This is a genomic window from Variovorax sp. SG517 (assembly GCF_013376045.1).
In the GTDB taxonomy this organism is placed as follows: Bacteria; Pseudomonadota; Gammaproteobacteria; order Burkholderiales; family Burkholderiaceae_C; genus Variovorax.
The window spans coordinates 96,752-118,561 of the sequence record NZ_JABMJG010000007.1 but is presented as its reverse complement, the minus strand read 5'-3'; the positions used below and the strand labels follow the sequence as shown (position 1 = coordinate 118,561).

Annotated in this window: 21 protein-coding genes and 1 tRNA gene; 15 read left to right on the top strand and 7 right to left on the bottom strand. The window is 64.8% G+C overall.

The window, feature by feature from the left end; all coding sequences use genetic code 11:
- The first annotated feature begins 120 nt into the window (after positions 1-120).
- From cysS to FHT32_RS21730, 6 genes are all read left to right on the top strand, one after another.
- Positions 121-1,497: a cysteine--tRNA ligase gene (gene cysS, locus FHT32_RS21755; RefSeq protein ID WP_176666693.1), complete on the top strand. Its 1,377-nt coding sequence runs from the start codon at positions 121-123 to the stop codon at positions 1,495-1,497.
- 17 nt (positions 1,498-1,514) lie between these two features.
- Entirely contained in the window at positions 1,515-2,165 is a 651-nt protein-coding gene (locus tag FHT32_RS21750) for a DNA-3-methyladenine glycosylase (RefSeq protein ID WP_176666692.1), read from the top strand.
- Positions 2,166-2,320: 155 nt separating this feature from the next.
- The gene (locus FHT32_RS21745) at positions 2,321-3,304 is read left to right on the top strand and encodes an acetyl-CoA carboxylase carboxyltransferase subunit alpha (RefSeq protein ID WP_176666691.1); all 984 of its coding nucleotides are present in this window, start codon (positions 2,321-2,323) and stop codon (positions 3,302-3,304) included.
- A 14-nt stretch (positions 3,305-3,318) separates the two neighbouring features.
- Positions 3,319-4,296 (top strand): tRNA lysidine(34) synthetase TilS, encoded by a 978-nt coding sequence (gene tilS / locus FHT32_RS21740; RefSeq protein WP_176666690.1) that lies wholly within the window; start codon positions 3,319-3,321, stop codon positions 4,294-4,296.
- 55 nt (positions 4,297-4,351) lie between these two features.
- A complete protein-coding gene (locus tag FHT32_RS21735; RefSeq protein WP_176666689.1) occupies positions 4,352-5,620 on the top strand; it encodes an aspartate kinase in 1,269 nt (422 codons plus the stop codon).
- 27 nt (positions 5,621-5,647) lie between these two features.
- Positions 5,648-5,740, top strand: a tRNA-Ser gene (locus tag FHT32_RS21730).
- Here FHT32_RS21730 and FHT32_RS21725 read toward each other — a convergent pair.
- A complete protein-coding gene (locus tag FHT32_RS21725; RefSeq protein ID WP_176666688.1) occupies positions 5,708-6,067 on the bottom strand; it encodes a hypothetical protein in 360 nt (119 codons plus the stop codon). The genes FHT32_RS21730 and FHT32_RS21725 overlap by 33 nt on opposite strands.
- Positions 6,068-6,623: 556 nt before the next feature.
- On the opposite strand from FHT32_RS21725, the gene FHT32_RS21720 reads away from it, so the two are divergent.
- From FHT32_RS21720 to FHT32_RS21685, 8 genes are all read left to right on the top strand, one after another.
- The gene (locus tag FHT32_RS21720; protein WP_176666687.1) at positions 6,624-6,935 is read left to right on the top strand and encodes a cellulose synthase; all 312 of its coding nucleotides are present in this window, start codon (positions 6,624-6,626) and stop codon (positions 6,933-6,935) included.
- 93 nt (positions 6,936-7,028) lie between these two features.
- Positions 7,029-7,229, top strand: coding sequence for a hypothetical protein (locus FHT32_RS21715; RefSeq protein ID WP_176666686.1), 201 nt, complete (start codon positions 7,029-7,031; stop codon positions 7,227-7,229).
- A 10-nt stretch (positions 7,230-7,239) separates the two neighbouring features.
- Positions 7,240-7,443, top strand: a complete 204-nt coding sequence (locus FHT32_RS21710) for a major capsid protein (RefSeq protein ID WP_176666685.1) — start codon at positions 7,240-7,242, stop codon at positions 7,441-7,443.
- 671 nt (positions 7,444-8,114) lie between these two features.
- Complete coding sequence (locus tag FHT32_RS21705) at positions 8,115-8,957, top strand: hypothetical protein (protein ID WP_176666684.1); 843 nt, start codon at positions 8,115-8,117, stop codon at positions 8,955-8,957.
- Positions 8,958-8,959: 2 nt separating this feature from the next.
- Positions 8,960-9,259 carry a DUF2523 domain-containing protein gene (locus tag FHT32_RS21700; protein WP_176666683.1) on the top strand — a complete coding sequence of 100 codons (300 nt, stop codon included), beginning with the start codon at positions 8,960-8,962 and terminating at the stop codon, positions 9,257-9,259.
- Positions 9,259-10,431: a zonular occludens toxin domain-containing protein gene (locus FHT32_RS21695; RefSeq protein ID WP_176666682.1), complete on the top strand. Its 1,173-nt coding sequence runs from the start codon at positions 9,259-9,261 to the stop codon at positions 10,429-10,431. The genes FHT32_RS21700 and FHT32_RS21695 overlap by 1 nt, the downstream gene beginning before the upstream one ends.
- A 419-nt stretch (positions 10,432-10,850) precedes the next feature.
- Positions 10,851-11,816, top strand: a complete 966-nt coding sequence (locus FHT32_RS21690; protein ID WP_176666681.1) for a hypothetical protein — start codon at positions 10,851-10,853, stop codon at positions 11,814-11,816.
- Positions 11,817-12,293: 477 nt separating this feature from the next.
- Positions 12,294-12,869, top strand: a complete 576-nt coding sequence (locus FHT32_RS21685; protein WP_176666680.1) for a recombinase family protein — start codon at positions 12,294-12,296, stop codon at positions 12,867-12,869.
- A 120-nt stretch (positions 12,870-12,989) separates the two neighbouring features.
- Here FHT32_RS21685 and FHT32_RS21680 read toward each other — a convergent pair whose 3' ends face one another.
- Together FHT32_RS21680 and FHT32_RS21675 are read right to left on the bottom strand one after the other, a co-directional pair.
- Complete coding sequence (locus FHT32_RS21680; protein ID WP_176666679.1) at positions 12,990-13,205, bottom strand: 4-oxalocrotonate tautomerase family protein; 216 nt, start codon at positions 13,203-13,205, stop codon at positions 12,990-12,992.
- Positions 13,206-13,244: 39 nt separating this feature from the next.
- The gene (locus tag FHT32_RS21675; RefSeq protein WP_176666678.1) at positions 13,245-13,982 is read right to left on the bottom strand and encodes an SDR family NAD(P)-dependent oxidoreductase; all 738 of its coding nucleotides are present in this window, start codon (positions 13,980-13,982) and stop codon (positions 13,245-13,247) included.
- 142 nt (positions 13,983-14,124) lie between these two features.
- On the opposite strand from FHT32_RS21675, the gene FHT32_RS21670 reads away from it, so the two are divergent.
- Entirely contained in the window at positions 14,125-15,075 is a 951-nt protein-coding gene (locus tag FHT32_RS21670; protein WP_176666677.1) for a LysR family transcriptional regulator, read from the top strand.
- Between the two features lie 23 nt (positions 15,076-15,098).
- Here the strand turns inward: FHT32_RS21670 and ileS are convergent, their stop codons facing one another.
- From ileS to FHT32_RS21650, 4 genes are all read right to left on the bottom strand, one after another.
- Complete coding sequence (gene ileS, locus FHT32_RS21665; RefSeq protein WP_176666676.1) at positions 15,099-17,888, bottom strand: isoleucine--tRNA ligase; 2,790 nt, start codon at positions 17,886-17,888, stop codon at positions 15,099-15,101.
- Positions 17,889-17,964: 76 nt separating this feature from the next.
- Positions 17,965-19,329, bottom strand: coding sequence for an MFS transporter (locus FHT32_RS21660; RefSeq protein WP_176666675.1), 1,365 nt, complete (start codon positions 19,327-19,329; stop codon positions 17,965-17,967).
- Positions 19,326-20,465 carry an acetylornithine deacetylase gene (gene argE, locus FHT32_RS21655; RefSeq protein ID WP_176666674.1) on the bottom strand — a complete coding sequence of 380 codons (1,140 nt, stop codon included), beginning with the start codon at positions 20,463-20,465 and terminating at the stop codon, positions 19,326-19,328. Before argE ends, FHT32_RS21660 begins: the two co-directional genes overlap by 4 nt.
- Positions 20,462-21,559, bottom strand: a complete 1,098-nt coding sequence (locus tag FHT32_RS21650; RefSeq protein WP_176666673.1) for an amino acid dehydrogenase — start codon at positions 21,557-21,559, stop codon at positions 20,462-20,464. The genes argE and FHT32_RS21650 overlap by 4 nt, the downstream gene beginning before the upstream one ends.
- Positions 21,560-21,810 lie beyond the last annotated feature (251 nt).

Below are 21,810 nucleotides of genomic sequence, written 5' to 3'. Positions count from 1 at the left end.
TGAGCCGATTGTAACCGAGGGGCCATGTCGAACCCCTCGCGAACACAGTCCCAGTCACCCCTGAAAAACACCGTCTTTCGCCCGTGCCGCACGCGCGCGAAATGACGTTTTCCGAATCTCATGAGTCTGCGCATCTACAACACGCTGTCGCGTGAATTGGAGGAATTCTCCCCATTGCAACCGGGAAAGGTGCGCATGTACGTCTGCGGCATGACGGTCTACGACTTCTGCCACATCGGCCACGCCCGCATGATGATGGCGTTCGACGTGGTGCAGCGCTGGCTGCGCGCCAGCGACTACGACGTGACCTACGTGCGCAACATCACCGACATCGACGACAAGATCATCGCCCGCTCGGTGCAGCGCGGCATCACCATCCGCCAGCTGACCGACGAAGTGATCGCAGCCATGCACGAGGACATCGGCGCGCTCGGCATCGAGCCGCCCACCATCGAGCCGCGCGCCACCGAATACGTGCCGCAGATGCTCGGCATCATCGAGAAGCTGGAGCAGAAGGGCCTGGCCTACCGCTCCGAGAACGGCGACGTGAACTACGCGGTGCGCAAGTTCCCGGGCTACGGCAAGCTCTCTGGCAAGTCGCTCGACGAGCTGCACGCGGGCGAACGCGTCGCGGTGCTCGACGGCAAGCAGGACCCGCTCGACTTCGTGCTGTGGAAGGCCGCAAAGCCGACCGAGCCCGCCGATGCCAAATGGGAAAGCGCCTATGGCGCCGGCCGTCCGGGCTGGCACATCGAGTGCTCGGCCATGAGCTGCGCCACCCTCGGCGAAACCTTCGACATCCACGGCGGCGGCGCCGACCTGCAGTTCCCGCACCACGAGAACGAGATTGCGCAGAGCGAGGGCGCCAACGGCAAGCCGCTGTCGCGCTTCTGGGTGCACAACGGCTTCGTGCGCGTGGACAACGAGAAGATGTCCAAGAGCCTGGGCAACTTCTTCACCATCCGCGAGGTGCTGCAGAAGTACGACGCCGAGAGCCTGCGCTTCTTCCTGGTGCGCACGCATTACCGCAGCGCGCTCAACTACAGCGACGCGCATCTCGACGACGCACGCAATTCGCTCAAGCGCCTGTACACCGCGCTCGACCTGGTCGCGCCGGCCGACGTGGCCATCGACTGGACCCAGCCCCATGCCGCGCGTTTCAAGGCCGCCATGGACGAGGACTTCGGCACGCCCGAAGCCATCGCCGTCCTGTTCGAGCTGGCCGGCGAGGTCAACCGCACCAAGTCCGCCGAAACCGCCGGGCTGCTGAAGGCGCTGGCTGCTTCGCTGGGCATCCTGCAGGGCGACCCGCGGGCCTTCCTGCAGGCCGGCAGCACGCTCGACGAAGCCACCATCCAGGCAAAGATCGACGCGCGCGCCGCCGCCAAGGTCGCGAAGAACTTCGCCGAAGCCGACCGCATTCGCCAGGAACTCCTCGAGCAGGGCATCGTGCTCAAGGATTCGCCCACGGGCACGACCTGGGCGGCCGCGCAGTGAACGGAACCACGAACCCCATGCCTGCCCCCAGGAAGCCCAGCGTCAAGATCTACACGCCGGACTACTGGGAGGAGGCGTGCAAGCACCTCTCGCGCAAGGACCGCGTGATGAAGCGGCTGATCCCGAAGTTCGGCGACGCCTGCCTGGAGTCGCGCGGCGATGCGTTCACCACGCTCGCGCGCAGCGTCGTGGGCCAGCAGATCTCGGTGAAGGCCGCGCAGTCGGTCTGGGACAAGTTCGCCGCGCTGCCGCGCAAGCTGACGCCGGCCAACGTGCTCAAGCTCAAGGTCGACGACATGCGCGGGGCTGGGCTTTCGGCACGCAAGATCGAGTACCTCGTCGACCTGGCCCTGCATTTCGACTCGGGCCTGGTGCACGTCGATGCATGGAAGGACATGGACGACGAGCAGATCATCGAGGAGCTGGTGGCCATCCGCGGCATCGGCCGCTGGACGGCCGAGATGTTCCTCATCTTCCACCTGATGCGCCCGAACGTGCTGCCCGTGGACGACCTGGGGCTGCTCAACGGCATCAGCGTCAACTACTTCTCGGGCGACCCGGTCAGCCGCAGCGATGCCCGCGACGTCGCCGTGGCCTGGGCGCCTTATTGCAGCGTGGCGACTTGGTATATTTGGCGATCGCTGGATCCCGCTCCAGTTACGTATTAGCAACACCCCCAGGCTTCGCGCACTTCGTGTCGCTTCGCCAACCCCCTCAAGGGGGTAACACCTAAGGCCCGGCAAAGCCGGTTCCTTGGTGTTCCTGGAAGGGATGCGGCAGGCAGGCGGGTGTTTGGCAAATTGAAATAAAACAGGAGAAGACGTTGGCGAAACGAACCTTCCTCGACTTCGAGCAGCCGATTGCCGAGCTCGAAACAAAGATCGAAGAATTGCGCTATGTGCAGACCGAATCCGCGGTCGACATCTCTGAAGAAATCGATCAGCTCGGCAAGAAGAGCCAGCAGCTCACCAAGGACATCTACAGCGACCTGACGCCCTGGCAGATCACCAAGATCGCACGGCATCCGGAGCGCCCCTACACGCTGGACTACGTCAACGAAATCTTCACCGATTTCGTCGAACTGCACGGCGACCGCCATTTCTCGGACGACCTGTCGATCGTGGGCGGCCTGGCCCGCTTCAACGGCGTGCCTTGCATGGTCATCGGCCACCAGAAGGGCCGCGACACGAAAGAGCGCACCGCGCGCAACTTCGGCATGAGCAAGCCCGAGGGCTACCGCAAGGCGCTGCGCCTGATGAAGACGGCCGAGAAGTTCAAGCTGCCGGTCTTCACCTTCGTCGATACCCCCGGCGCATACCCCGGCATCGACGCCGAGGAGCGCGGCCAGTCGGAAGCCATCGGCCGCAACATCTTCGAGATGGCGCAGCTCGAGGTGCCGATCATCGTCACCATCATCGGCGAGGGCGGCTCCGGCGGCGCGCTGGCCATCTCGGTCGGCGACCAACTGCTGATGCTGCAGTACTCGATCTATTCGGTGATCAGCCCCGAAGGCTGCGCTTCCATCCTCTGGAAGACCGGCGAGAAGGCGCAGGAAGCGGCCGATGCGCTGGGCATCACCGCGCACCGCCTGAAGGCGCTGGGCCTGGTCGACAAGATCGTGAACGAGCCCGTGGGCGGCGCGCACCGCGACCATCGCCAGATGGCCGCGTTCCTCAAGCGCGCCCTCAACGACGCCTTCCGCCAGGTCAGCGACCTGAAGCCGAAGGAACTGCTGGAGCGCCGCTACGAGCGCCTGCAGAGCTACGGCCGCTTCAACGACACCAAGGCCGACAGCAACGGCAGGTAACCCGCAGGCGCGCCATGAACTCCACTTTCGAACGCGCCATTGCCGCGTTCGAGCCGGCGCATTGGCCGCTGGCGGTGGGGTTCAGCGGCGGCGCCGATTCGACCGCCTTGCTGGCTGCCTGCGTGTTGCGCTGGCCAGGGCAGGTGGTCGCCTTCCATGTACATCACGGGCTGCAGGCGGCGGCCGATGGCTTCGAGCAGCATTGCCATGCGATCTGCGAGCGCCTGGGTGTGCCGTTGGTCGTCCATCGCGTCGATGCGCGGCATGCGTCCGGTGAAAGCCCTGAAGACGCGGCTCGCCGAGCCCGTTACGCGGCATTCGCCGAAATGGCGCGTGCCGACGGGGCGAGGGCGGCGATCCGGTCGGTGGCGCTGGGGCACCATGCCGATGACCAGGTCGAGACGCTGCTTCTCGCCTTGTCGCGCGGCGCGGGGCTGCCGGGGCTGGCCGCCATGCCGGCGCTGGCGCAGCGCAACGGGCTCGACATCTACCGGCCGCTGCTCGCGGTGCCAGGGGGCGAGATCCGCGAATGGCTGGCCGGGCGCGATCTGCCCTGGATCGAGGACCCGACCAACGACGACGCGCGCTACACCCGCAACCGCATCCGCTCCGTGCTGCTGCCCGCGCTGGAGCAGGCCTTTCCGCAGTTCCGCGCCACTTTTGCGCGCAGCGTGGGCCATGCCGCGCAGGCGCAGCAACTGCTGAGCGAACTCGCGGCGCAGGACCTGGAAGGCGTCGGCAGCCCACCGCGCATCGCCATACTTCAGGCGCTGTCGCGTGCCCGGCAGGCCAATGTGCTGCGCCATTGGCTGGCGCAATCGCACGGCTGCGCGCCGAGCGCAGCGCAGCTCGAACAGCTGCTCGACCAGGTCCGCGCCTGCACCACGCGCGGCCATCGCATCCACCTCAAGGTGGCTACCGGTTTCGTCGAGCGGAAGGGCGATTTGCTGCATTGGTACAATGCCCCGCCCTCGCCGAAGACTTCGCTCTGACCGCTTGCAGGGCGCCGCCTATCCAGCGGCCCTTTTCTTTTCTCTGATTTCACCCATGGCATTGATCGTTCACAAATACGGCGGTACGTCGATGGGCTCGACCGAGCGCATCAAGAATGTCGCCAAGCGTGTCGCCAAGTGGGCGCGCGCAGGCCACCAGATGATCGTGGTTCCGAGTGCCATGAGCGGCGAGACCAACCGCCTGCTCGGCCTGGCCAAGGAGCTGGCGCCCAGCAAACCCGGCGTGGCCCACAACCGCGAGCTCGACATGCTGGCTTCCACCGGCGAGCAGGCTTCGTCGGCGCTGCTGGCCATCGCGCTGCAGGCCGAGGGCGTCGAGGCCGTGAGCTACGCGGGCTGGCAGGTTTCGGTGCGCACCGACAACTCCTACACCAAGGCCCGTATCGAGAGCATCGACAACGAGCGCGTGATGGCCGACCTGAACGCCGGCAAGGTGGTGGTCATCACCGGCTTCCAGGGCGTCGACGACGACGGCAACATCACCACGCTGGGTCGCGGCGGCAGCGACACATCGGCCGTGGCCATCGCCGCGGCAATGAAGGCGAACGAATGCCTGATCTACACCGACGTCGACGGCGTGTACACGACCGATCCGCGCGTCGAGCCCGATGCGCGCCGCCTGACCACGGTGAGCTTCGAGGAAATGCTCGAAATGGCGAGCCTGGGCTCCAAGGTGCTGCAGATCCGCTCGGTGGAATTCGCCGGCAAGTACAAGGTGCCGCTGCGCGTGCTTTCGAGCTTCACGCCGTGGGACATCGACATCAATGAAGAGGCCAAGTCCGGCACGCTGATCACTTTCGAGGAAGACGAAAACATGGAACAAGCCGTCGTATCCGGCATCGCATTCAACCGCGACGAAGCCAAGATCTCGGTGCTCGGCGTGCCCGACAAGCCGGGCATCGCGTATCACATCCTCGGTGCCGTGGCCGACGCCAACATCGAAGTCGACGTGATCATCCAGAACCTCAGCAAGGACGGAAAGACCGACTTCAGCTTCACCGTTCACCGCAACGAGTACGCGAAGACGATCGACCTGCTGCAGTCGAAGGTGATGCCCTCGCTGGGCGCGACCGAAGTGGTCGGCGACACCAAGATCTGCAAGGTCAGCATCGTGGGCATCGGCATGCGCAGCCACGTGGGCGTTGCGAGCAAGATGTTCCGCGTGCTGAGCGAAGAGGGCATCAACATCCAGATGATCTCGACCAGCGAAATCAAGACTTCGGTCGTGATCGACGAAAAATATATGGAATTGGCAGTGCGCGCACTGCACAAAGCCTTCGATCTGGATCAGCCGGGCGCCTAAGTAGTGGCATAATCTCGGCTTCTTTCAGGAACTGTGACCGAGTGGCCGAAGGTGCTCCCCTGCTAAGGGAGTATGGGGTGTAGAGCCTCATCGAGGGTTCGAATCCCTCCGGTTCCGCCAAGTTGATGAAGCCCCGTTGATCTCAGGATTGACGGGGCTTTTTTCATTCTCTGGGAAGGCGGCGAGCATCGCCTTAAAGCCTTCTGCGGCTTGTTTCTCGTCTTCCCTTTCCGACTGTTCGAGGTCTTCCGCCATCGCGGTGATGAAGGCGCGTGTCGGGTCTTCTCCCAGGACTGCCCGTAGCTTGCCGCGCACTCGCCAGTTGCACGGCCTAGTGCCGTTTTTCATCTGGATCAGTGTCGGTGCAGCCATGTCTAGAAGTGCTGCCAGCTTGACTTGGCTGCCTGCGATCTCGGCGGCGGCCTCGATGAGTTGTTTTACGTCCATGGGGTGTAGCAAAGTGCTTCCGTGTGTGATAGGCTGCTACCTATAGCAATTTGCTTCAGTAGCTGATTGCTCATTCTAGGAGTCTTACATGCGCGACCAAACAGACAGCCGCACCCTCCCGCTGCCGTTCCCCAGTCCGGGGAAGTCCGGCCTTCCTCCCCTCAACGCTTGGCAGCTGCGCCAGTTGGCCGCGATCAAGCGGCGTATTTCGCGCGTCCCCAAGTCGGGGAGTCGGTGATGCGTATGGTCGCCGCGCATTTCGCAGCTGGCTACGTGTCGCCACAAGGACGGCCTAGCTGCAGGGACTGCAAGCATTCGCAGCTTGCTGATGAGGGTGGCATCGGCATCACGCCGTACACCAGCTGTCGGAAGCATGGGTTTGAAGTGCGTGCTGGTGGCGTGTGTCCGGACCATCCGCGTGCGCTTGCTGGTGCCACCGTGGCTTCCCCAGTCCGGGGAGCGCATGCCTAACTGGCTGAGTCGCCCGCTCGTTGCTCGCTTCCAACGCGAGCATCCGGCAGTCGATTTGGCTGCGTCTTCCCAGGACGAACACACCATGCAATCCATTCTTCAAATTCTCGTGGTCAACACCAAAGAGGGCACCTCGAAAAAGTCCGGCCAGCCGTACAAGATTCCTGAGGCGCAGTGCGTGCTGATCAACGATGACGGAACCGTGGCGGCGGTCGGCGTGCTGGTCATCCCTAAGCAGTTGGAAGAGGTCGCGAAGCCCGGTACGTACACCGGCGCATTCGCCCTCGAGGCTGCGTCCTTCGGCGAGAACCAAGGCCGCATCGTGGCGAAGCTGGTCGGGCTGACCCCTCTGCCTCCGAAGGGCGGCAAGCCGCAACCTAGCGCAGCAGGCGCCTGATGTTCCACGCCATCGCGTTCACGCTGGCGGTCCCTTCAGCCATCGCGTGCATGTGGGTTCTCTCCACGTTGACCGCTCCGAAGCGTGTACGCCATGGCTGACCCCACCGTCATCGATTGCGCTTCTGCGTGCACCGTCACCGTGGTGCACGAACTCTCTTTGCCTCCTCTCCAGCTCACGCTGGAAGAAGGCGCACAAATCGCGCTCGCCATCAGCGCGGTCTGGGTCGTTGGATGGGCCGTGCGAATGGTCCTGAAGACGCTCAGTACTTCCGATGGAAACCAACCTGAGTAGGAAAACTGAAATGAATGCAAACGTGATTCGCGGCCTGGTTGCCGCTGGTGCTCTGACCATCGTTGGCGGCGCGAACGCTGCCGCTGTGGACGTGGCTGCAGTCGTGACCGACATCGGCGCACAAGCCGCCCCCGTGGGCCTGATCGGCGTGGCCGTGCTGCTGATCTACGGCGCGGTGAAGGCCTTCAAGTGGGTGCGTTCGGCCCTGAGCTGATCCACCGCTGAGCGCATCTGCGGGGACGCCTGCAGGTGCCTTGTTCAAAGCGGTCGCCGACTGCTTCGCACAGGGCAAAACGTCATGGGACTGTTCGTCATCATTGCAATCCTCGGGGCGCTATGGCTCATTTTTTCTGTCTGATCGTCGGGGCGGTTTTGCTCCTGGCGTCGTTTGCCGCGAGCGCTCTGGTGCCGACTGTTCCGGAGTATCAAGTGGTTGGTTCCGGGCGTCCTTGGTTTACTAGTCAGCAGTCATCGTGCGATGACTACATCGGCTATCTCAATGGTGCTCAGGCGGTCTATGACTACGTGAGTGCGGTTGCCAATGTGCCCGGGCTCAGATGTGACGTGCAACGCAAGGCACGTGGCAGCAGTGGGCCGTTGCAAGCTGTCTCGTATGCACAAGGGACACGCGGTGGTGCCTGTCCTGCAAACAGCACGTTGTCGGGTTCGGCGTGTCAGTGCACGTCGCCGTACGTGGAAGATTCCACGCATACCTCCTGTGTTGCGCCTCTTAGCGATCTTGAGCAGTTTTGTCAGCAGCACGCTGCTGCAAAGAATCCGTTCACTCAGAGGGGTACGGTTGGGAGTGCTTCGGCGTTGCCGGGCGCGTCTTGTTATAAGCCGTACCCGCCATTCGAGGGGCCTGACGCGGTGAAGGGCTGTCAGATGACGCTCAACAACACGATTGCGGTGCCGCGTGAGGGTGACCCGTTGTTGCGTGATTGGTCTGCGACGGGTGTTCCGACCGGTGCAACCTGTTCGGATGAGCCAGCGACGGATGCGCAACCAAAGGCAGACCCGAACCCATGTCCTGATGGTTTTCCGGGATCGTTGAACGGTACGAGCGTTTGCATCAAGCGCGAGCCTGACAAGGGCATCGAGGGAGTCCAAGGCACTGAGACAAAGAACGCGGACGGCACCAGCACGACGACGAAGGAAACGACGAAGTGCAATGCGGGCATTTGTACGACCACGAAGGAGACGACCAACCGCGATGCGACGGGCGCGATCATTGGCACCGTCAAGGTCGATGAGAAAAAAGAGACTATCGGCGCGAAGTGCAATGCCGATCCCGGAAACAAGGTCTGCGCGTCGACGGGAACGGGCGTCGAGGGCGGCGGTGGCCTCACTGGAAACTGTGTTGCTGGTTTCGTCATCAAGGGTGAGGATCCGATCCTCAATGCTATGGCGTTGGAACAGCACAAGCGCAATTGCGAAGTCCTTCGCACTGATGCCGAGCCGTCCACCTGGGCGACTGCGGAGGGGCAGAAGACGGGCAACGTGATGGCGGACAGTCCGAACAATGCCGAGTTCAGTATCGGCCCGGGTAGCTTCGATACTTCCGATGCGCTCGGCGGTGGCGGGTGCAGCCTGAACAAGACGGTGAGCGTGCGTGGCTACAGCGTGGCCTTGCCTTTCAACGTCCTGTGTGATCCGTTGGCCATCTTCGGCCAAATCCTTGTTGCCTTCGCATTCCTGCTGGGCGCTCGCATCGTCACAAGGGGGTAACCATGCCATTGATCATCGCGTTGTTGTTGCGGGGCCTGCTGTGGGTCTCCGGGTCGCTTGCCGGGCAGGTGCTGCTCCGCCTGGGCATTGGTGTCGCGACGTACACCGGCATGAATGCCAGCTTGGGCTATCTCAAGTCGCAGGCCGTCGCAGCGTTGCAGGGCATGGGGGCCGATGTGGTCAACCTGCTGTCGTACATGAAGGTTGGCGTCGCCATCAGCATCGTGATGAGTGCCATCGTTGCGCGGGCCGTGGTGACCGGCGTCACGAACGACAAGGTCAAGCGCTGGGTGATTAAGTAATGCTGTATCTCCGCACCGGGGCCAACGGCTCGTGTAAGACCCTGTTCACGCTCAAGGATGTGCGTGAGATGCAGATGAAGGAGTTGCGCCCCGTTTGCTATAACGGTCGATTCAAACTCAAGCCTGAAAAGCTCAAAGAGTTCGGCTGGAAGTTGATCGATTTCAAGGACTGGCAGGCAGAGCCGGACGGCACCATCTTCCTGATGGATGAGTGCCATCTCGATCTGCCCAAGCGGCCCAACGGTTCGGCGGTCCCGCTCTACGTCAGCAAGCTCGCCGAGCACCGTGCACGCGGCTTTGACTTCTTCTTGCTCACCCAGCACCCCAGCAACATCGATAGCTTCGTCACGAAGCTCGTCGGCTCGCCCGGCTGGCACCAGCACCTGAAGCGTGCGTTCGGTGCGTCGAACATGACCAGCGTGCTTCAGTGGTCGGCTGTCAACAACACCTGCGAGAAAGACGGTTCCGGCAAGTCGGCGCAGGTGACCATGCGCGGTCAGCCGAAAGAGGTGTACGACTGGTACGACAGCGCTGAGCTGCATACCGGCAAGCGCAAGATTCCTAAACAGTTCTGGATGGTCGTGGTCGGCGTGCCTGTAGCGCTGTCGATGATGTACATGGCGGGTAAGCTGCTGTGGGATCGAACGCACAAGGCTCCTGCCGTTGCTGCTGGTTCTGCCTCGGCGTCCGGTGCGGTTGCAGGGGCCTCAGGTGCAGCGCGTGAGCGGCCTTCAACCCCTGCGGAATACGCTGCGAGCTATCGCCCGCGCATTGAGGGCCTGATGCACACTGCGCCGGTCTATGACAAGCTCACTGAGCCGAAGCGTGTGCCCGTCGCTGCGGCGTGCATTTCGATGCCGTCGAAGGGCTGCAAATGTTTCACCCAGGACGCCACGCCCTATCCGATCGATCAGGCGATGTGTGAGGCTTTGGTCAAGCATGGGGCGTTTTACGCCTTCGCGGCTGAAGGTGAGCGTCGGGCCTTCGATCAGCCGCAGACCCCCCGCCAAAGCCCGGAAACGGCCCTTCCTGCGCCTTCCGGCATTGTCTTGATCGACAGTGGCGGCAAGTCTCCCGGTGCGCCTACGGCCATCGCGGCCGCACCGGCACCAGCGCCGCAACCTCGGGTGCAGCCGGGCTCCAAGTGGTCATTCCAGACCGGCGGCGAATGATCACCCTGTACTACGGCCGTCTTGGCTGCGGGATGCTCTTTACGTGCCCCTGCGCCAGCGCTCGCGCTACTGCTAAGCCAACGTCGGAGCGAAGCGCAGACACGCCTCCGAGTGGCGCACTGTGTTTACGTGCCCCGGCCTCCGTGTCCAACGTGAAGCAACACGCCCGCGGCTGCGGGCTCCTGTCGTTCGTGTGCGGCTGCGGATGCGATGGGGCACGCGCTGAGCCGGCCGCAGGACCAGCACGTAGTGCGGGCCAAGGCCGCGCGCAGCGCGGCCTTAATTTATTAAAAGAACACATCTCGACATGGGGGTACGCAACCCGGTCGGGTCGATAGGGCGAAGCCCAAAAGAAAGTCCCCGCGTAGCTGGCAGGCCACCGGGGACGGGATACCGCAACGTTTTCGAGGGATCACGGTATGAGCGCGATGGTAAAGCACAAAGGTCTTTGGTGCGAGAAAGTTCAGGATGGAGTCAAGGTGCGCATGCAGGTGTTTGACAATGGGCAGCGCGAGACGTTGATCCAGCCGCGCTATCTTTTTATCCCGGGCACCAGCGATCCTGATGACCCTGACGCATGGGTTTCCGAGGTCGATCAGACCGGCACGCTCGAGGAACAAAAGCGCCTCGAGGAAAAGGCTAAGCGCTCCCGCTGGAAAAGCGGTCAGCGTGCAAAGAGGGGCTGTCGCTGGAAGATCAAGCAGGCGGGTTTCAATGAAATGCTGACGATCACCTACCGGGAGAATCAGCAGGATCTCGCCCTCTGCCGCAAACACTTCGCGGCGTGGCTGCGCAAGATGCGCAGGGCCATTCCCGGCTTCCGTGGGGTGTGGGGCTTCGAACGGCAGGAACGCGGTGCGTGGCACGTTCACGTGGCCTGTGACCGCCTTCCCATGCTCATGCAGTTTCGTGGCGGCAGGGTGGTCAGCTGGAAGGTCGGCACGGCCTTGTGGCGCGATGTGGTCGGTCGGAACAATGGCCTTTGCTTCGTCGGTGGCAAAGACGGCCGATTCAATCGCTACCGCAGCCCGGCCAAGATCGCGGGTTACGTGTCGAAGTACCTCACCAAGGACCATGAGAACGGTGAGTTCGGGGCGCGCATGTGGGATAGCACGCAAGGGCTGACGCCGCCTCCCGCGATGACGATGCATTTCCCAGGTGTTTCGATGGCCGATGCTATCGGCATGGCGTGGGAGCTACCGCAGGGTCATGTAGTAGTGCAACACATGTGCAATAAGTTCAACACCATGTGGATGCTCTACAGCGAGCCTGACCCGCTGGTGAAGCGAACGACCGAAGCGGTGATGGTCGATGCTGCTGCGCAGCGCTATGCGCAGTTCGCTACGCTGGCGGCTGAGAGCGGCTTCGCGTGTCGGCGCGTGTGAGGCTCATTTTGGGGTGGGGTAGTCGCACTCGGGGTGCGGTCGTGTCCGTCTGCTCTGGCCTCGTGGCGGGGGGCCGTAGAGTTTGTTGTCTGATACCGATGCGCGCCATAGGCATTCAGCGTGCTTCACGTGTTCCGTGAAGTTCCGTGCTGTTTCTGTTAGCAGGAAACTCCCGTTGTTGTCGTCACCTTGTGCGCACGCGTCTGGGGTCCAGTAGGCGAAGGTGTTGTCCGTCTGGCATCGGTTGAGGTTCACCGGCTGGCCAAAGGCTGCGCTTGCTGAAAAGAGGGTGATCGCGAGTAGTGGCGTCTTCATGTTGCCAAATGTACTATGCTATTAAAACAATAGCGCGGGGTGAGGTGGGGTCCACGGCGTAGCAGTGAGCCTTAGCGGTGCGCTCGGGGCCTAAGCGCGTTGGGATTGGGCGTGTCTAACGGAGGGAGGTTGCGCTTTTGATCCCGCCTCGGAAGGGTGTTTATGCTGATTGGGTACGCGCGGGTTTCGACTCGTGAGCAGGAGACGCATTTGCAAATTGATGCGCTGAGGGCTGCTGGTGCTGAGGTCATCTTTCAGGAAAAGACGTCTAGCGTTGGGGAGCGAGCGGAGTTGAGGCGTTGCCTTCGGGAGCTTCGGCCCGGCGACGTGTTCATGGTGTACAAGCTGGATCGGGTGGCTCGGTCCTTGCCCGACTTGCTTGCGATCTTGGAAGAGATTCGGCTAGCCGGTGCGCTCGTGAAGAGCCTGACTGAGCCGCTTGATACGACCACTGCGATGGGGTCGTTTGTTATTCAGATTCTGGGTGCCGTTGCGCAGCTTGAGCGTGGCATCATTCGAGAGAGGTCTATCGCTGGCCAGCGTGCGGCGCGAGACCGTGGGAATCTCCCAGGGCGAACTCGTGCGCTGTCGTTAGATGCTGAGGCTGAGGTGGTGCGGTTGTACGCCACTGGCGAGCACACGATGCATGCGATTGCTTTGATGTTCGATGTGTCTGACTCCGTTGTGAAGCGTGCCGTATATCGCGCGAAAAAGCCGGGCCATTCGAGTCTGAATTAGGGTCGAAACCTTCCGGTTCCGCCAAGTTGATGAAGCCCCGTCGATCGTTTGATCGACGGGGCTTTTTCTTTTGCCTCGCGGCGGATCGCGCAAGGCCTGAGCGCTGTGCGGCGTCGCCGCCTAACGACTGCCCGAAGCCTGGGCCTTGCGCATCTCGGTGGTGGTGATGCCGGCGAAACCCCAGTTGTCGGTGTCGATCTCCTCGATGGTGATGTGGGTCCACTCCGGAGGCTTGTGCAGTACGCGTTCCAGCGTCTCGGTGACTTCCTTGATCACTTGCGCCTTCTGCTCGGCGGTGTTGCCCTCGCGGGTGATGCGGATGCTGACGAATGGCATGGCGTCTTTCTCCTTTTGGCTTGCGAATGAAAAAGTGCCTCAGCGGCCTGCGCTGAAGCCGCCGTCGACCGGCAGCACCGTGCCGGTCACGAAGTCGGCCTCGACGAGGTAGAGCACCGCGTCCGCGATCTCGCGCACGCTCGCGATGCGATTGAGCGGCGCCAGCTTTGCCAGGAAGTCGTGCGACTGCGGCGCGTGCATCGGCGTATCGACCAGGCCCGGCGCGACGGCGTTGACGGTGACGCCGTGCGGTGCCAGCTCGAGCGCCAGCGCACGCGTGGCGTCGTTGATGCCGCCCTTCAGCGCGACCGCCAGCAGCGCCGGCACACCGCTGTGCGGCTGCATCGCCAGCGCGGCCGTGATGTTGACGATCTTTCCCCGCTTGCGCTCGATCATGTGGCGGGCCGCCTCCTGCGATGCGTACAGCACGCCCTTCAGGTTGGTGGCGATCTGTTCCTCGATCTGTTCGGGCGTGAACTGCACGAAGGGCTGCGCGGCAAAGATGCCGGCGTTGTTCACCAGCACGTCCACCTTGCCGAAGCGGGCGATGGCTTGCTCGAAGACACTCTTCGCGGATTCGGGCCGGCCGGCGTCGCCCGCCACGGCGAGGAAGCGGTCTCCCGCATCCAGCGTGCGGGCCGCGGCCTGCAGGCGATCGGCGGAGCGGCCGGTGCCGACCACGTTGTAGCCCCGCTTCAGGAATGCCTCGGCCAGGCCCAGGCCGATGCCGCTGCTGGCGCCGGTGATGACGGCGGTGTTCTGTTCAGACTTGCTCATGAAGTACCTCGTAGTGGGTTGGGTTTCAGGGAGGCCGGCGGCTTTTTTCTGTGTGCCCACCGGTTGAGTGGGACTTTATTGACAACGTCAGGCGCAAAAAATAGGCTCCAGAGCACTTGTATTGATACATGGCGTAATGAATATGCACCGGCAATTCGACGACGTGCTGCTGGGCAGCATCGAGCTGTTCTGCCTTGCGGCGGAGTCGGGCAACTTCACGGCGGCAGCCAGCATCGCGGGCGTGACGCCCGCGGCGGTCAGCCGGTCGGTCTCGCGCCTCGAAAAGCGCCTGGGCGTGCGCCTGTTCGTGCGCTCCACGCGCAGCAGCCGCCTCACCGAGGCAGGCCGGGAATATTTCGAGCAATGCCGTGCCGCGCTCCAGCAACTGGTGGAGGCCGAGCGCAAGGTCACGGGCGAGCAGGTGCAGCCCAGCGGCACCATCCGCATCAGCGCGCCCACCACCTACGGCCACCACCGCCTGCTGCCGCTGCTGCCGGCGTTTCGCGCGCAGTACCCGCTGATCCGCGTGGAAGTGCACGTCAGCAACCGCAACATCGACTTCCGCGAAGAGAACTTCGACGTCGCCATCCGCCTGCGGGCCCAGCCCGATTCGACGATGGTGGCCCGGCACCTCGAAGACGCCGAACTGGTCGTCGTCGCCAGCCCCGGCTATCTCCAGCGCGCGGGCCGGCCTGCCACGCTCGCGGACCTGGCGCAGCACGAGTGCATCCAGTTCGACCTGCCCAGCAGCGGCAGGCAGATCGCCTGGCTGTTCATGGAGGACGGTCGCGAGAAGGAAGTCTTCTCCACGGGCCACTACAACTGCGCGGAAGACGTGCTCGCCGGCGTGACGCTGGCCAAGGCCGGCGCGGGGCTCTTCCAGGCCTATCGCTTCACGGTCGAGAAGGAGCTGGCCAGTGGCGAGCTGGTGGAACTGCTGCAGCCCTTCGGCGGGCGCTCACGCCCCGTCAGCCTGATGTATCCGCACGGCCGGCTGCTGCCTTCGCGGGTGCGGGCGTTCGTCGATTTCCTCGCGGAGCGCGGCCAAGGCGGTTCAGGCGGTTCAGGCGAGTCGTCGTCTGCCTCGTCCTGAGCAACGCGCCTGCCTCGCCCGCATCAGGCGCCCGACAGCTCCGGAAGACCGGCCAGCACCGTCGTGCACCGGCCGCAGAGCATTGCCTGTTCGGCATCGGCGTCGTCACGCACGGAGGCATCGTGCCGCCAGCACCGCATGCAGCGCAGCGAAGCGGTGCGCCTGACCTTGACGTCGACCCTCTCGGCTTCCTTCAAGGCCACGTCGGCAACGATGAAGATGGCCGGCAGCTCCGAACGAAGCATGGAAAGCGATTCGATGATTTCCGCGGGCGCCTCGATGACCACGCTCGCTTCCCCGGAGCGGCCGATGCTTCCGGATGAGCGGACATCCTCGATGGCCTTCATCACGCTCGGGCGGAGCTGTCTCGCGTGGCGCCAGAACCCGGCGGTTTCCGGATCGTCGGTAGCCGGCGGCACGGCCTCGTCCCAGGTGTGGAGGAACACGCTGTCTTCCCCGGACGATCCGCGCAGTACCGCCCACGCTTCCTCGGCCGTGAAGCTGAGGATGGGGGCTACGAGCAGCAGCAGGTTCTCCAGGATGATGTGCAGCGCGGTCTGCGCGGAGCGCCTTTCGCGGCTGTCGCGCGCGCTGGCGTACAGGCGGTCTTTCAGCACGTCGAGATAGAAGCCGCCAAGTTCGTCGGCGCAGTAGCCGTGAACGAGCCGCGTCACCGAGACGAAGTCGTAGTCGCCGTAGCCCTTGCGGCATTGCTGCGCCAGTTCGCGGCAACGGGCCAGCGCATGCCGGTCGACGCTTTCGAGACAGTCCAGGGGCACCCGGTCGGCGCCCGCATCGAAGTCCGACACGTTCAGCAGCAGGAAGCGGATCGTGTTGCGGATGCGCCGGTACATCTCGACGACGCGGTCCAGGATCTCTTCCGAGACGGAGATGTCCGTCGAATAGTCGGTGCTCGCGATCCACAGCCGAATGATCTCCGCGCCCCGCGTGCCGGCCACCTGCTGGGGGCTGACCGTGTTGCCCAGCGACTTGCTCATCTTCTTGCCGTTCCCGTCGACGGCGAAGCCATGCGTCAGCACGGCCTTGAACGGCGCGCGGCCGTCCGCCGCGCAGCCCGTCATGAGCGAGGAGCCGAACCAGCCCCTGTGCTGGTCGGAGCCCTCCAGGTACAGGTCCGCCGGATGGCCGTGCGCGTCGGGGCGGCGCGGGTCCCTGTAGACGGTTGCGTGGATTGAGCCGGAGTCGAACCACACGTCGAGGGTATCGGACAGCTTTTCGAACTCCGACTCATCCACGCCCAGGTCCGCGGGACTCAGCCGAGTCCAGGCGGAAATTCCTTCGCGCTCCACGCGCCGCGCCACTTCCTCGACGAGGCGCGAGGTCTCGGGGTGCAGCGAGTTGTCGCTGCGCCTGACGAAGAAGGCGAGGGGAACGCCCCACGCGCGCTGCCGCGAGACGCACCAGTCGGGCCGGCCGTCGATCATCGCTTCCATGCGCGAGCGGCCCGAGGCAGGGTAGAACGGCACGTTCCTGATCGCCTCGCGCGCGGTCTCGCGCAGCGTGCGCTCGTCGCCCTTCGCGGGATGGTCCATGGCAATGAACCATTGCGTCGTCGAGCGGAAGAGGATCGGCGTCTTGTGGCGCCAGCAATGGGGATACGAATGCTCGATGCGCTCCTGCCGCAGCAGCGAGCCGTCGGCCTTCAGCATTTCGAGAATGGCCTTGCTGCCTTCCTCGAGCGACATGCCGCCGATGGCGGGCAGGTTCGCCACGAAGCGGCCGGCACCGTCGATCACGTTGTCGCCGGTGATGCCCAGGCCGCGGCACAGCTCGAAGTCTTCCGCGCCGTGCGCCGGCGCGAGGTGGACGAGACCGGTGCCGGTGTCCAGCGAGACGAAGTCGGCCGCCACCATGGGCACTGCTGCGTCGTGCAGCGGATGCTTCAGCACGAGGCCGACCAGGTCGGCGCCGGGCACGACCGCGCAGAGCTCGTGCTCGACACCGAAGCCCTGCAGCAGCTTGCCGCCGGTTTCCGCCGCCATCACCAGCATGCCGTCGGGAGAGTCGTACAGGCCGTAGCTGGCCTGCGGGTCCAGGCCCACCGCCGCGTTGCCGGGCAGCGTCCACGGCGTCGTGGTCCAGATCACGACGCGCGCCGGCTTGCCGGCAACGTGAGCGCACTTGAAGCGCGACGCCAGATCGGCCGCGTCGACTGCCTTCATGCCGACGTACGCCGTCGTCGAGCGCTTGTTCGCGTATTCGAGCTCCGCCTCCGCCAATGCCGACTGGCAATCGACGCACCAGTTCACTGGCTTCTGGCCGCGAAACAGCAGGCCGCGCTGCCGGATGCAGTCGAGAAAGCGGATCTCGTTGGCCTCGGTTTCGAAATCCATCGTGCGAAAGGCGTTGTCCCAGTCGCCGAGAAGGCCCAGGCGCAGGAAGTCCTTCTTCTGGCTCTGCGTCTGCGAGTGCGCGTATTCGCGGCAAAGCTGCTGCACCTGCTCTGTCGGCAGGCCCCGGCCGTTCATCTGCTCGATGCGGTGCTCGATGGGCATGCCGTGGCAGTCCCAGCCGGGAATCCACTGCGCGTCGAAGCCGTCGAAGAAGCGGCTCTTGAAGACCATGTCCTTGAGCACCTTGTTCACCGCGTGCCCGATGTGGATGTCGCCGTTGGCATACGGCGGGCCGTCGTGCAGGATGAATGGCGGGCGTCCTGCCGCCGCGGCGCGCATCCGCTCGTAGATGCGCAGCCGCGCCCAGCGCTCGACCAGCGCCGGTTCGCGCCGGGGCAGGTCTCCCTTCATCGGGAACGAGGTCGTCAGCAGGTTCAGGGTGCTCTTTAGATCTGGCATGTGGCGTGGTGTTTTCTTTTTCGAGAGAGACGATTTGTCGATCGATTGATTGGTCGAGCGATCGGTAGCGTCGGCCTCAGTCCCTGTTGCGCAGGGCCGAGCCGGCGGCCAGCAGCGCGACCAGGCTGGCCGCCGCCGCGAACACCACGTACCAGGCGGGAGCGAGCGGATTCCCGGTCCGCGCGATCAGCGCCGTTGCAATGAACGGCGCGAAGCCTCCGAAGATCGTGACAGCGAAGTTGTAGGCAATGGAGAGGCCCGTGGACCTCACCTCCGGCGGATAGAGCTCGGCCATGGCGGCGGGCGCGGGGCCGGTGAAGCCGGCGATCAGCACCGCGAAGACCAGCAGCACGATGGTCAGGGTCGACGGGTTGGGCACGGCCGTGAGGAGCCACAGCGCCGGATAGGCCAGCACCAGGATCGCGGCCGCGAAGCCGATCAGCAGGGGCCTGCGGCCGATCCGGTCCGACAGCGCGCCGAAGAAGGGCGCCAGCACCACCAGCACCATCAGCCCCGCGCCGTTGGCCCACAGCGACACGCTCTGCGGCAGCTTCAGCGTGCGCACCGCGTAGGTCGGCATGTAGACGAGGAAGAAATACGTGCACACGGTCCACACGATGGTCACGCCGAAGCCGGCGATGATTTCCTTGCGGTAGGAGCCGAGCGCCCGTCTCAGCGGCGAGGCCTGGCTGTGCTGGCTCCGGGCCGCCGCCTTCGCCTGCACGAAGCTCTCCGACTCCTGGGTCCGGGTGCGGATGTACCAGCCCACCGGCCCGATGATCAGGCCGAACAGGAACGGAACTCGCCACCCCCACGCCTCGAGCTGCTCGGGCGTCAGCACGTCGGTGAGCGTCGCACCGAAGACCGAGCCCAGCAGCAGCGCGCCGGCCTGGCTCGCCTGCTGCCAGCTCGCGAAGTAACCCCTGCGGCCTTTGGGCGCGTGCTCGACGAGGAACGCCGTCGCGCCGCCGACCTCGCCGCCGGCGGAGAAGCCCTGGATCAGCCTTGCCAGCACGATCCATGCGGGCGCCCAGAGGCCCGCGTCGGCATAGGTCGGCGCGAAGCCGATCATGGCCGTGCCCAGCGCCATCAGCAGGATCGTGGTGGACAGCGCGGCCTTGCGCCCGCGCGAGTCGCCGAGCGCGCCCAGCACCACCGCGCCGATGGGCCGCATCACGAAGCCCACGCCAAAGGTTGCCACCGTCAGCAGCAGCGAGGAGGTCTCGTCGCCCGTGGGAAAGAAGAGCCTGGAAATGGTGAGCGCGAAGAAGCCGTAGACGGCGAAATCGAACCACTCCAGCGTGTTGCCGATGACCGCCGCAAGAATCGTCCGGCGCCTGGCGTCGCGGGTTTGCACGCCGTGCGCCACAGGGGCGCCGGGGGCGAGCGGAGAGAAGTTGCTGGTGGCGTCCGCCAGCGCGGCTGCGTCGATGTTTTTCATGCTGTCCTGAGGGTTGAAGTAAGACGGGCGGCCGGCTTGGCCAGCGCCCAGGCGCCGGCCGACTGCATGAAGCGGTCGGCCGCCTGCAGCTGCGACGCGGCGATCCATTCGTCCGGCTGGTGGGCCTGGGCGATGGAGCCCGGGCCGCACACCACGGTCGAGATGCCGACCTGCTGGAAGAAGCCGGCCTCGGTGCCGAAGGGCAGTTCCGCCTCGGGCCAGAGGGCGCCGAGCTCGCGCGCCACCGAGACGGCCGCGTCGTTGTCGCGCGCCGAGAGCGCTGGCACGCCGGCGACCTGCGAAGCCTCGACGGTGACGCCCGCGGGCAGGTCGGCCAGCGCTTCGCGGACCGTGCTGCGCACGAGCTCGGCTGTCGCCTCGTCCTTCGGGCGGAACTCCCAAAGCACCTCGCAGCAGCCCGGCACGATGTTGATTGCCGTGCCTCCGTCGATGCGGCCGATGTTGATGGTGGCTTCGCCGCCCTGGTCCGCCAGGCGACGCCGCAGCCCGGCCAGGCGGGTGACCAGGTACGCCGCCGGCTCGATCGCGCTGGCGCCGAGCGACGGGTCGCTCGAATGCGCGGGCAGCCCGGTGAAGACGGCCCGGTGCCCGAAGAAGCCGCGGTGCCTCACGCCGACCCGCATCCCGGTCGGCTCGCCGATGATGGCCAGCGCAGGCGCCGGCACCTGGGCCTTCAGCTGCTCCACGAGCTGCGGAACGCCGAGGCAGCCGATCTCCTCGTCGTAGGAGAAGGCGAGGTGGATCGGCCGGCGCAGCTGTTGCCGCCGCCATGCGGGCACGGCCGAGAGGCAGGCGGCGATGAAGCCCTTCATGTCCGCCGCGCCGCGGCCGTGGAAGCGGCCGTTGCGCTCGGCGAGCGCGAAGGGGCTCGACGTCCAGTTCTGGTCGGTCACGGGCACGACGTCGCTGTGCCCCGAGAGCACCATGCCGCCGGCAATGTCGGGGCCGATGCTGGCCAGCAGGTTCGCCTTTCGCCGGTCGTCGCTGTGCACGAGCTGCACCTTGACGCCGTGCCTCGAGAGGTAGTCGGCGATCCAGTGGATCAGGTCGAGATTGGAGCGATGCGAGGTCGTGTCGAAGGCCACCAGGGCGCGAAGGATCTCTATGGTGTTCATGCGACACGCTCTGCCAGGTTGTTGTTGCTGCCGCTGCTGCTTTGGATGCCGCCGGCGGCATGTCCGCCCAGCCGCTCCTGCACCAGCTGCATGGCCGCGGACTGGGTCGGCGTGCCGCTGCGGGAGGCGAGTTCGAAGATCCGGTGCAGCGTGGCGCCGATGCCCTGCACCTGCGCATCCACCTTGGCGGCATTGAAGCCCTCGTGCTCCGACGCCACGCGGATGAGGCCGCCCGCGTTGATCACGAAGTCGGGCGCGTACAGGATCTCCCTGTCGCGCAAATGCCTGCCGTGTTCGTCGCGCGCCAGCTGGTTGTTGGAGCCGCCGGCGATCACCCGGAACTTCATCTGCGGCAGGGTCCGGTCGTTCACGACGGCACCCATCGCGCAGGGCGCGAACACGTCGGCCTGCACGGCGTAGATCGCCTCGGGCTCCACCACCCGCGCGTCGAATTCGGCGGAAGCCTTGTGCGCGAGCGTAGCGTCGATGTCGGTCACCACCAGGTGCGCGCCCGCATCGGCGAGCAGCCGGCAGAGATTCCAGCCGACGTTGCCCAGGCCCTGCACGGCCACCGTCAGCCCGCACAGGTCGCGACCGAGCCGGTGCTCAACACTGGCCACGATGCCGTGGTAGACACCCAACGCCGTGGTCGGCGAAGGATCACCCGTGCCGCCCAGTGCCTCCGGCAGGCCGACCACGTGCCGCGTGCTCTGCCGCACCCAGGCGAAGTCGTCGACGGTGGTGCCCACGTCCTCGGCAGTGATGTAGCGGCCGCCGAGGCGGTTGACCGCCACGCCCATGGCCCGCAGCAGCTCGGGCGTCTTGTTCTTGCGCGGATCGCCAAGGATCACCGACTTGCCGCCGCCCAGGCCCAGCCCCGCTGCAGCGGCTTTGAAGGTCATGCCGCGCGACAGCCGCAGCACGTCGCGCAGGGCGGAGGCTTCGTCGGCATACGGATACATCCGGCAGCCGCCGAGCGCCGGCCCGAGCCGCGTGCTGTGGATGGCGATGATGGCCCGCAGCCCGACCTTGTCATCGGATATGAAAACGACCTGCTCGTGGTCCGCGAAAGACTCGGTGGAGAAAACTGTCATCTGGTGCTTCTTGGAATTCGTGTGAACGAGTGCGGACCGGCTTCGATGCAAGGCCGCCGCTCAATGCCTGCGAAAGCAGGCTAGGAACAGCAACAGGCGACGCAGGCGTAGTAGCAGCTCCACCGGACGGACGTCGAGATCCATGCCCGATAGAGGAAGGACTTCAGTGCTTGCTTGGCGAAATGATTGCGTCATGTGTAGGCCTCGCTTTGAGGTGCAGCATGACAGGTGGATTCGCCGCGATATTGGCG

Bases quoted from the DNA above. Each gene is read 5' to 3' on its own strand.
- cysS (WP_176666693.1), top strand. From the start codon at position 121: ATGAGTCTGCGCATCTACAACACGCTGTCGCGTGAATTGGAGGAATTC.
- FHT32_RS21750 (WP_176666692.1), top strand. From the start codon at position 1,515: ATGCCTGCCCCCAGGAAGCCCAGCGTCAAGATCTACACGCCGGACTAC.
- tilS (WP_176666690.1), top strand. From the start codon at position 3,319: ATGAACTCCACTTTCGAACGCGCCATTGCCGCGTTCGAGCCGGCGCAT.
- FHT32_RS21735 (WP_176666689.1), top strand. From the start codon at position 4,352: ATGGCATTGATCGTTCACAAATACGGCGGTACGTCGATGGGCTCGACC.
- FHT32_RS21725 (WP_176666688.1), bottom strand. From the start codon at position 6,067: ATGGACGTAAAACAACTCATCGAGGCCGCCGCCGAGATCGCAGGCAGC.
- FHT32_RS21720 (WP_176666687.1), top strand. From the start codon at position 6,624: ATGCAATCCATTCTTCAAATTCTCGTGGTCAACACCAAAGAGGGCACC.
- FHT32_RS21715 (WP_176666686.1), top strand. From the start codon at position 7,029: ATGGCTGACCCCACCGTCATCGATTGCGCTTCTGCGTGCACCGTCACC.
- FHT32_RS21710 (WP_176666685.1), top strand. From the start codon at position 7,240: ATGAATGCAAACGTGATTCGCGGCCTGGTTGCCGCTGGTGCTCTGACC.
- FHT32_RS21705 (WP_176666684.1), top strand. From the start codon at position 8,115: ATGACGCTCAACAACACGATTGCGGTGCCGCGTGAGGGTGACCCGTTG.
- FHT32_RS21700 (WP_176666683.1), top strand. From the start codon at position 8,960: ATGCCATTGATCATCGCGTTGTTGTTGCGGGGCCTGCTGTGGGTCTCC.
- FHT32_RS21695 (WP_176666682.1), top strand. From the start codon at position 9,259: ATGCTGTATCTCCGCACCGGGGCCAACGGCTCGTGTAAGACCCTGTTC.
- FHT32_RS21690 (WP_176666681.1), top strand. From the start codon at position 10,851: ATGAGCGCGATGGTAAAGCACAAAGGTCTTTGGTGCGAGAAAGTTCAG.
- FHT32_RS21685 (WP_176666680.1), top strand. From the start codon at position 12,294: ATGCTGATTGGGTACGCGCGGGTTTCGACTCGTGAGCAGGAGACGCAT.
- FHT32_RS21680 (WP_176666679.1), bottom strand. From the start codon at position 13,205: ATGCCATTCGTCAGCATCCGCATCACCCGCGAGGGCAACACCGCCGAG.
- FHT32_RS21675 (WP_176666678.1), bottom strand. From the start codon at position 13,982: ATGAGCAAGTCTGAACAGAACACCGCCGTCATCACCGGCGCCAGCAGC.
- FHT32_RS21670 (WP_176666677.1), top strand. From the start codon at position 14,125: ATGCACCGGCAATTCGACGACGTGCTGCTGGGCAGCATCGAGCTGTTC.
- ileS (WP_176666676.1), bottom strand. From the start codon at position 17,888: ATGCCAGATCTAAAGAGCACCCTGAACCTGCTGACGACCTCGTTCCCG.
- FHT32_RS21660 (WP_176666675.1), bottom strand. From the start codon at position 19,329: ATGAAAAACATCGACGCAGCCGCGCTGGCGGACGCCACCAGCAACTTC.
- argE (WP_176666674.1), bottom strand. From the start codon at position 20,465: ATGAACACCATAGAGATCCTTCGCGCCCTGGTGGCCTTCGACACGACC.
- FHT32_RS21650 (WP_176666673.1), bottom strand. From the start codon at position 21,559: ATGACAGTTTTCTCCACCGAGTCTTTCGCGGACCACGAGCAGGTCGTT.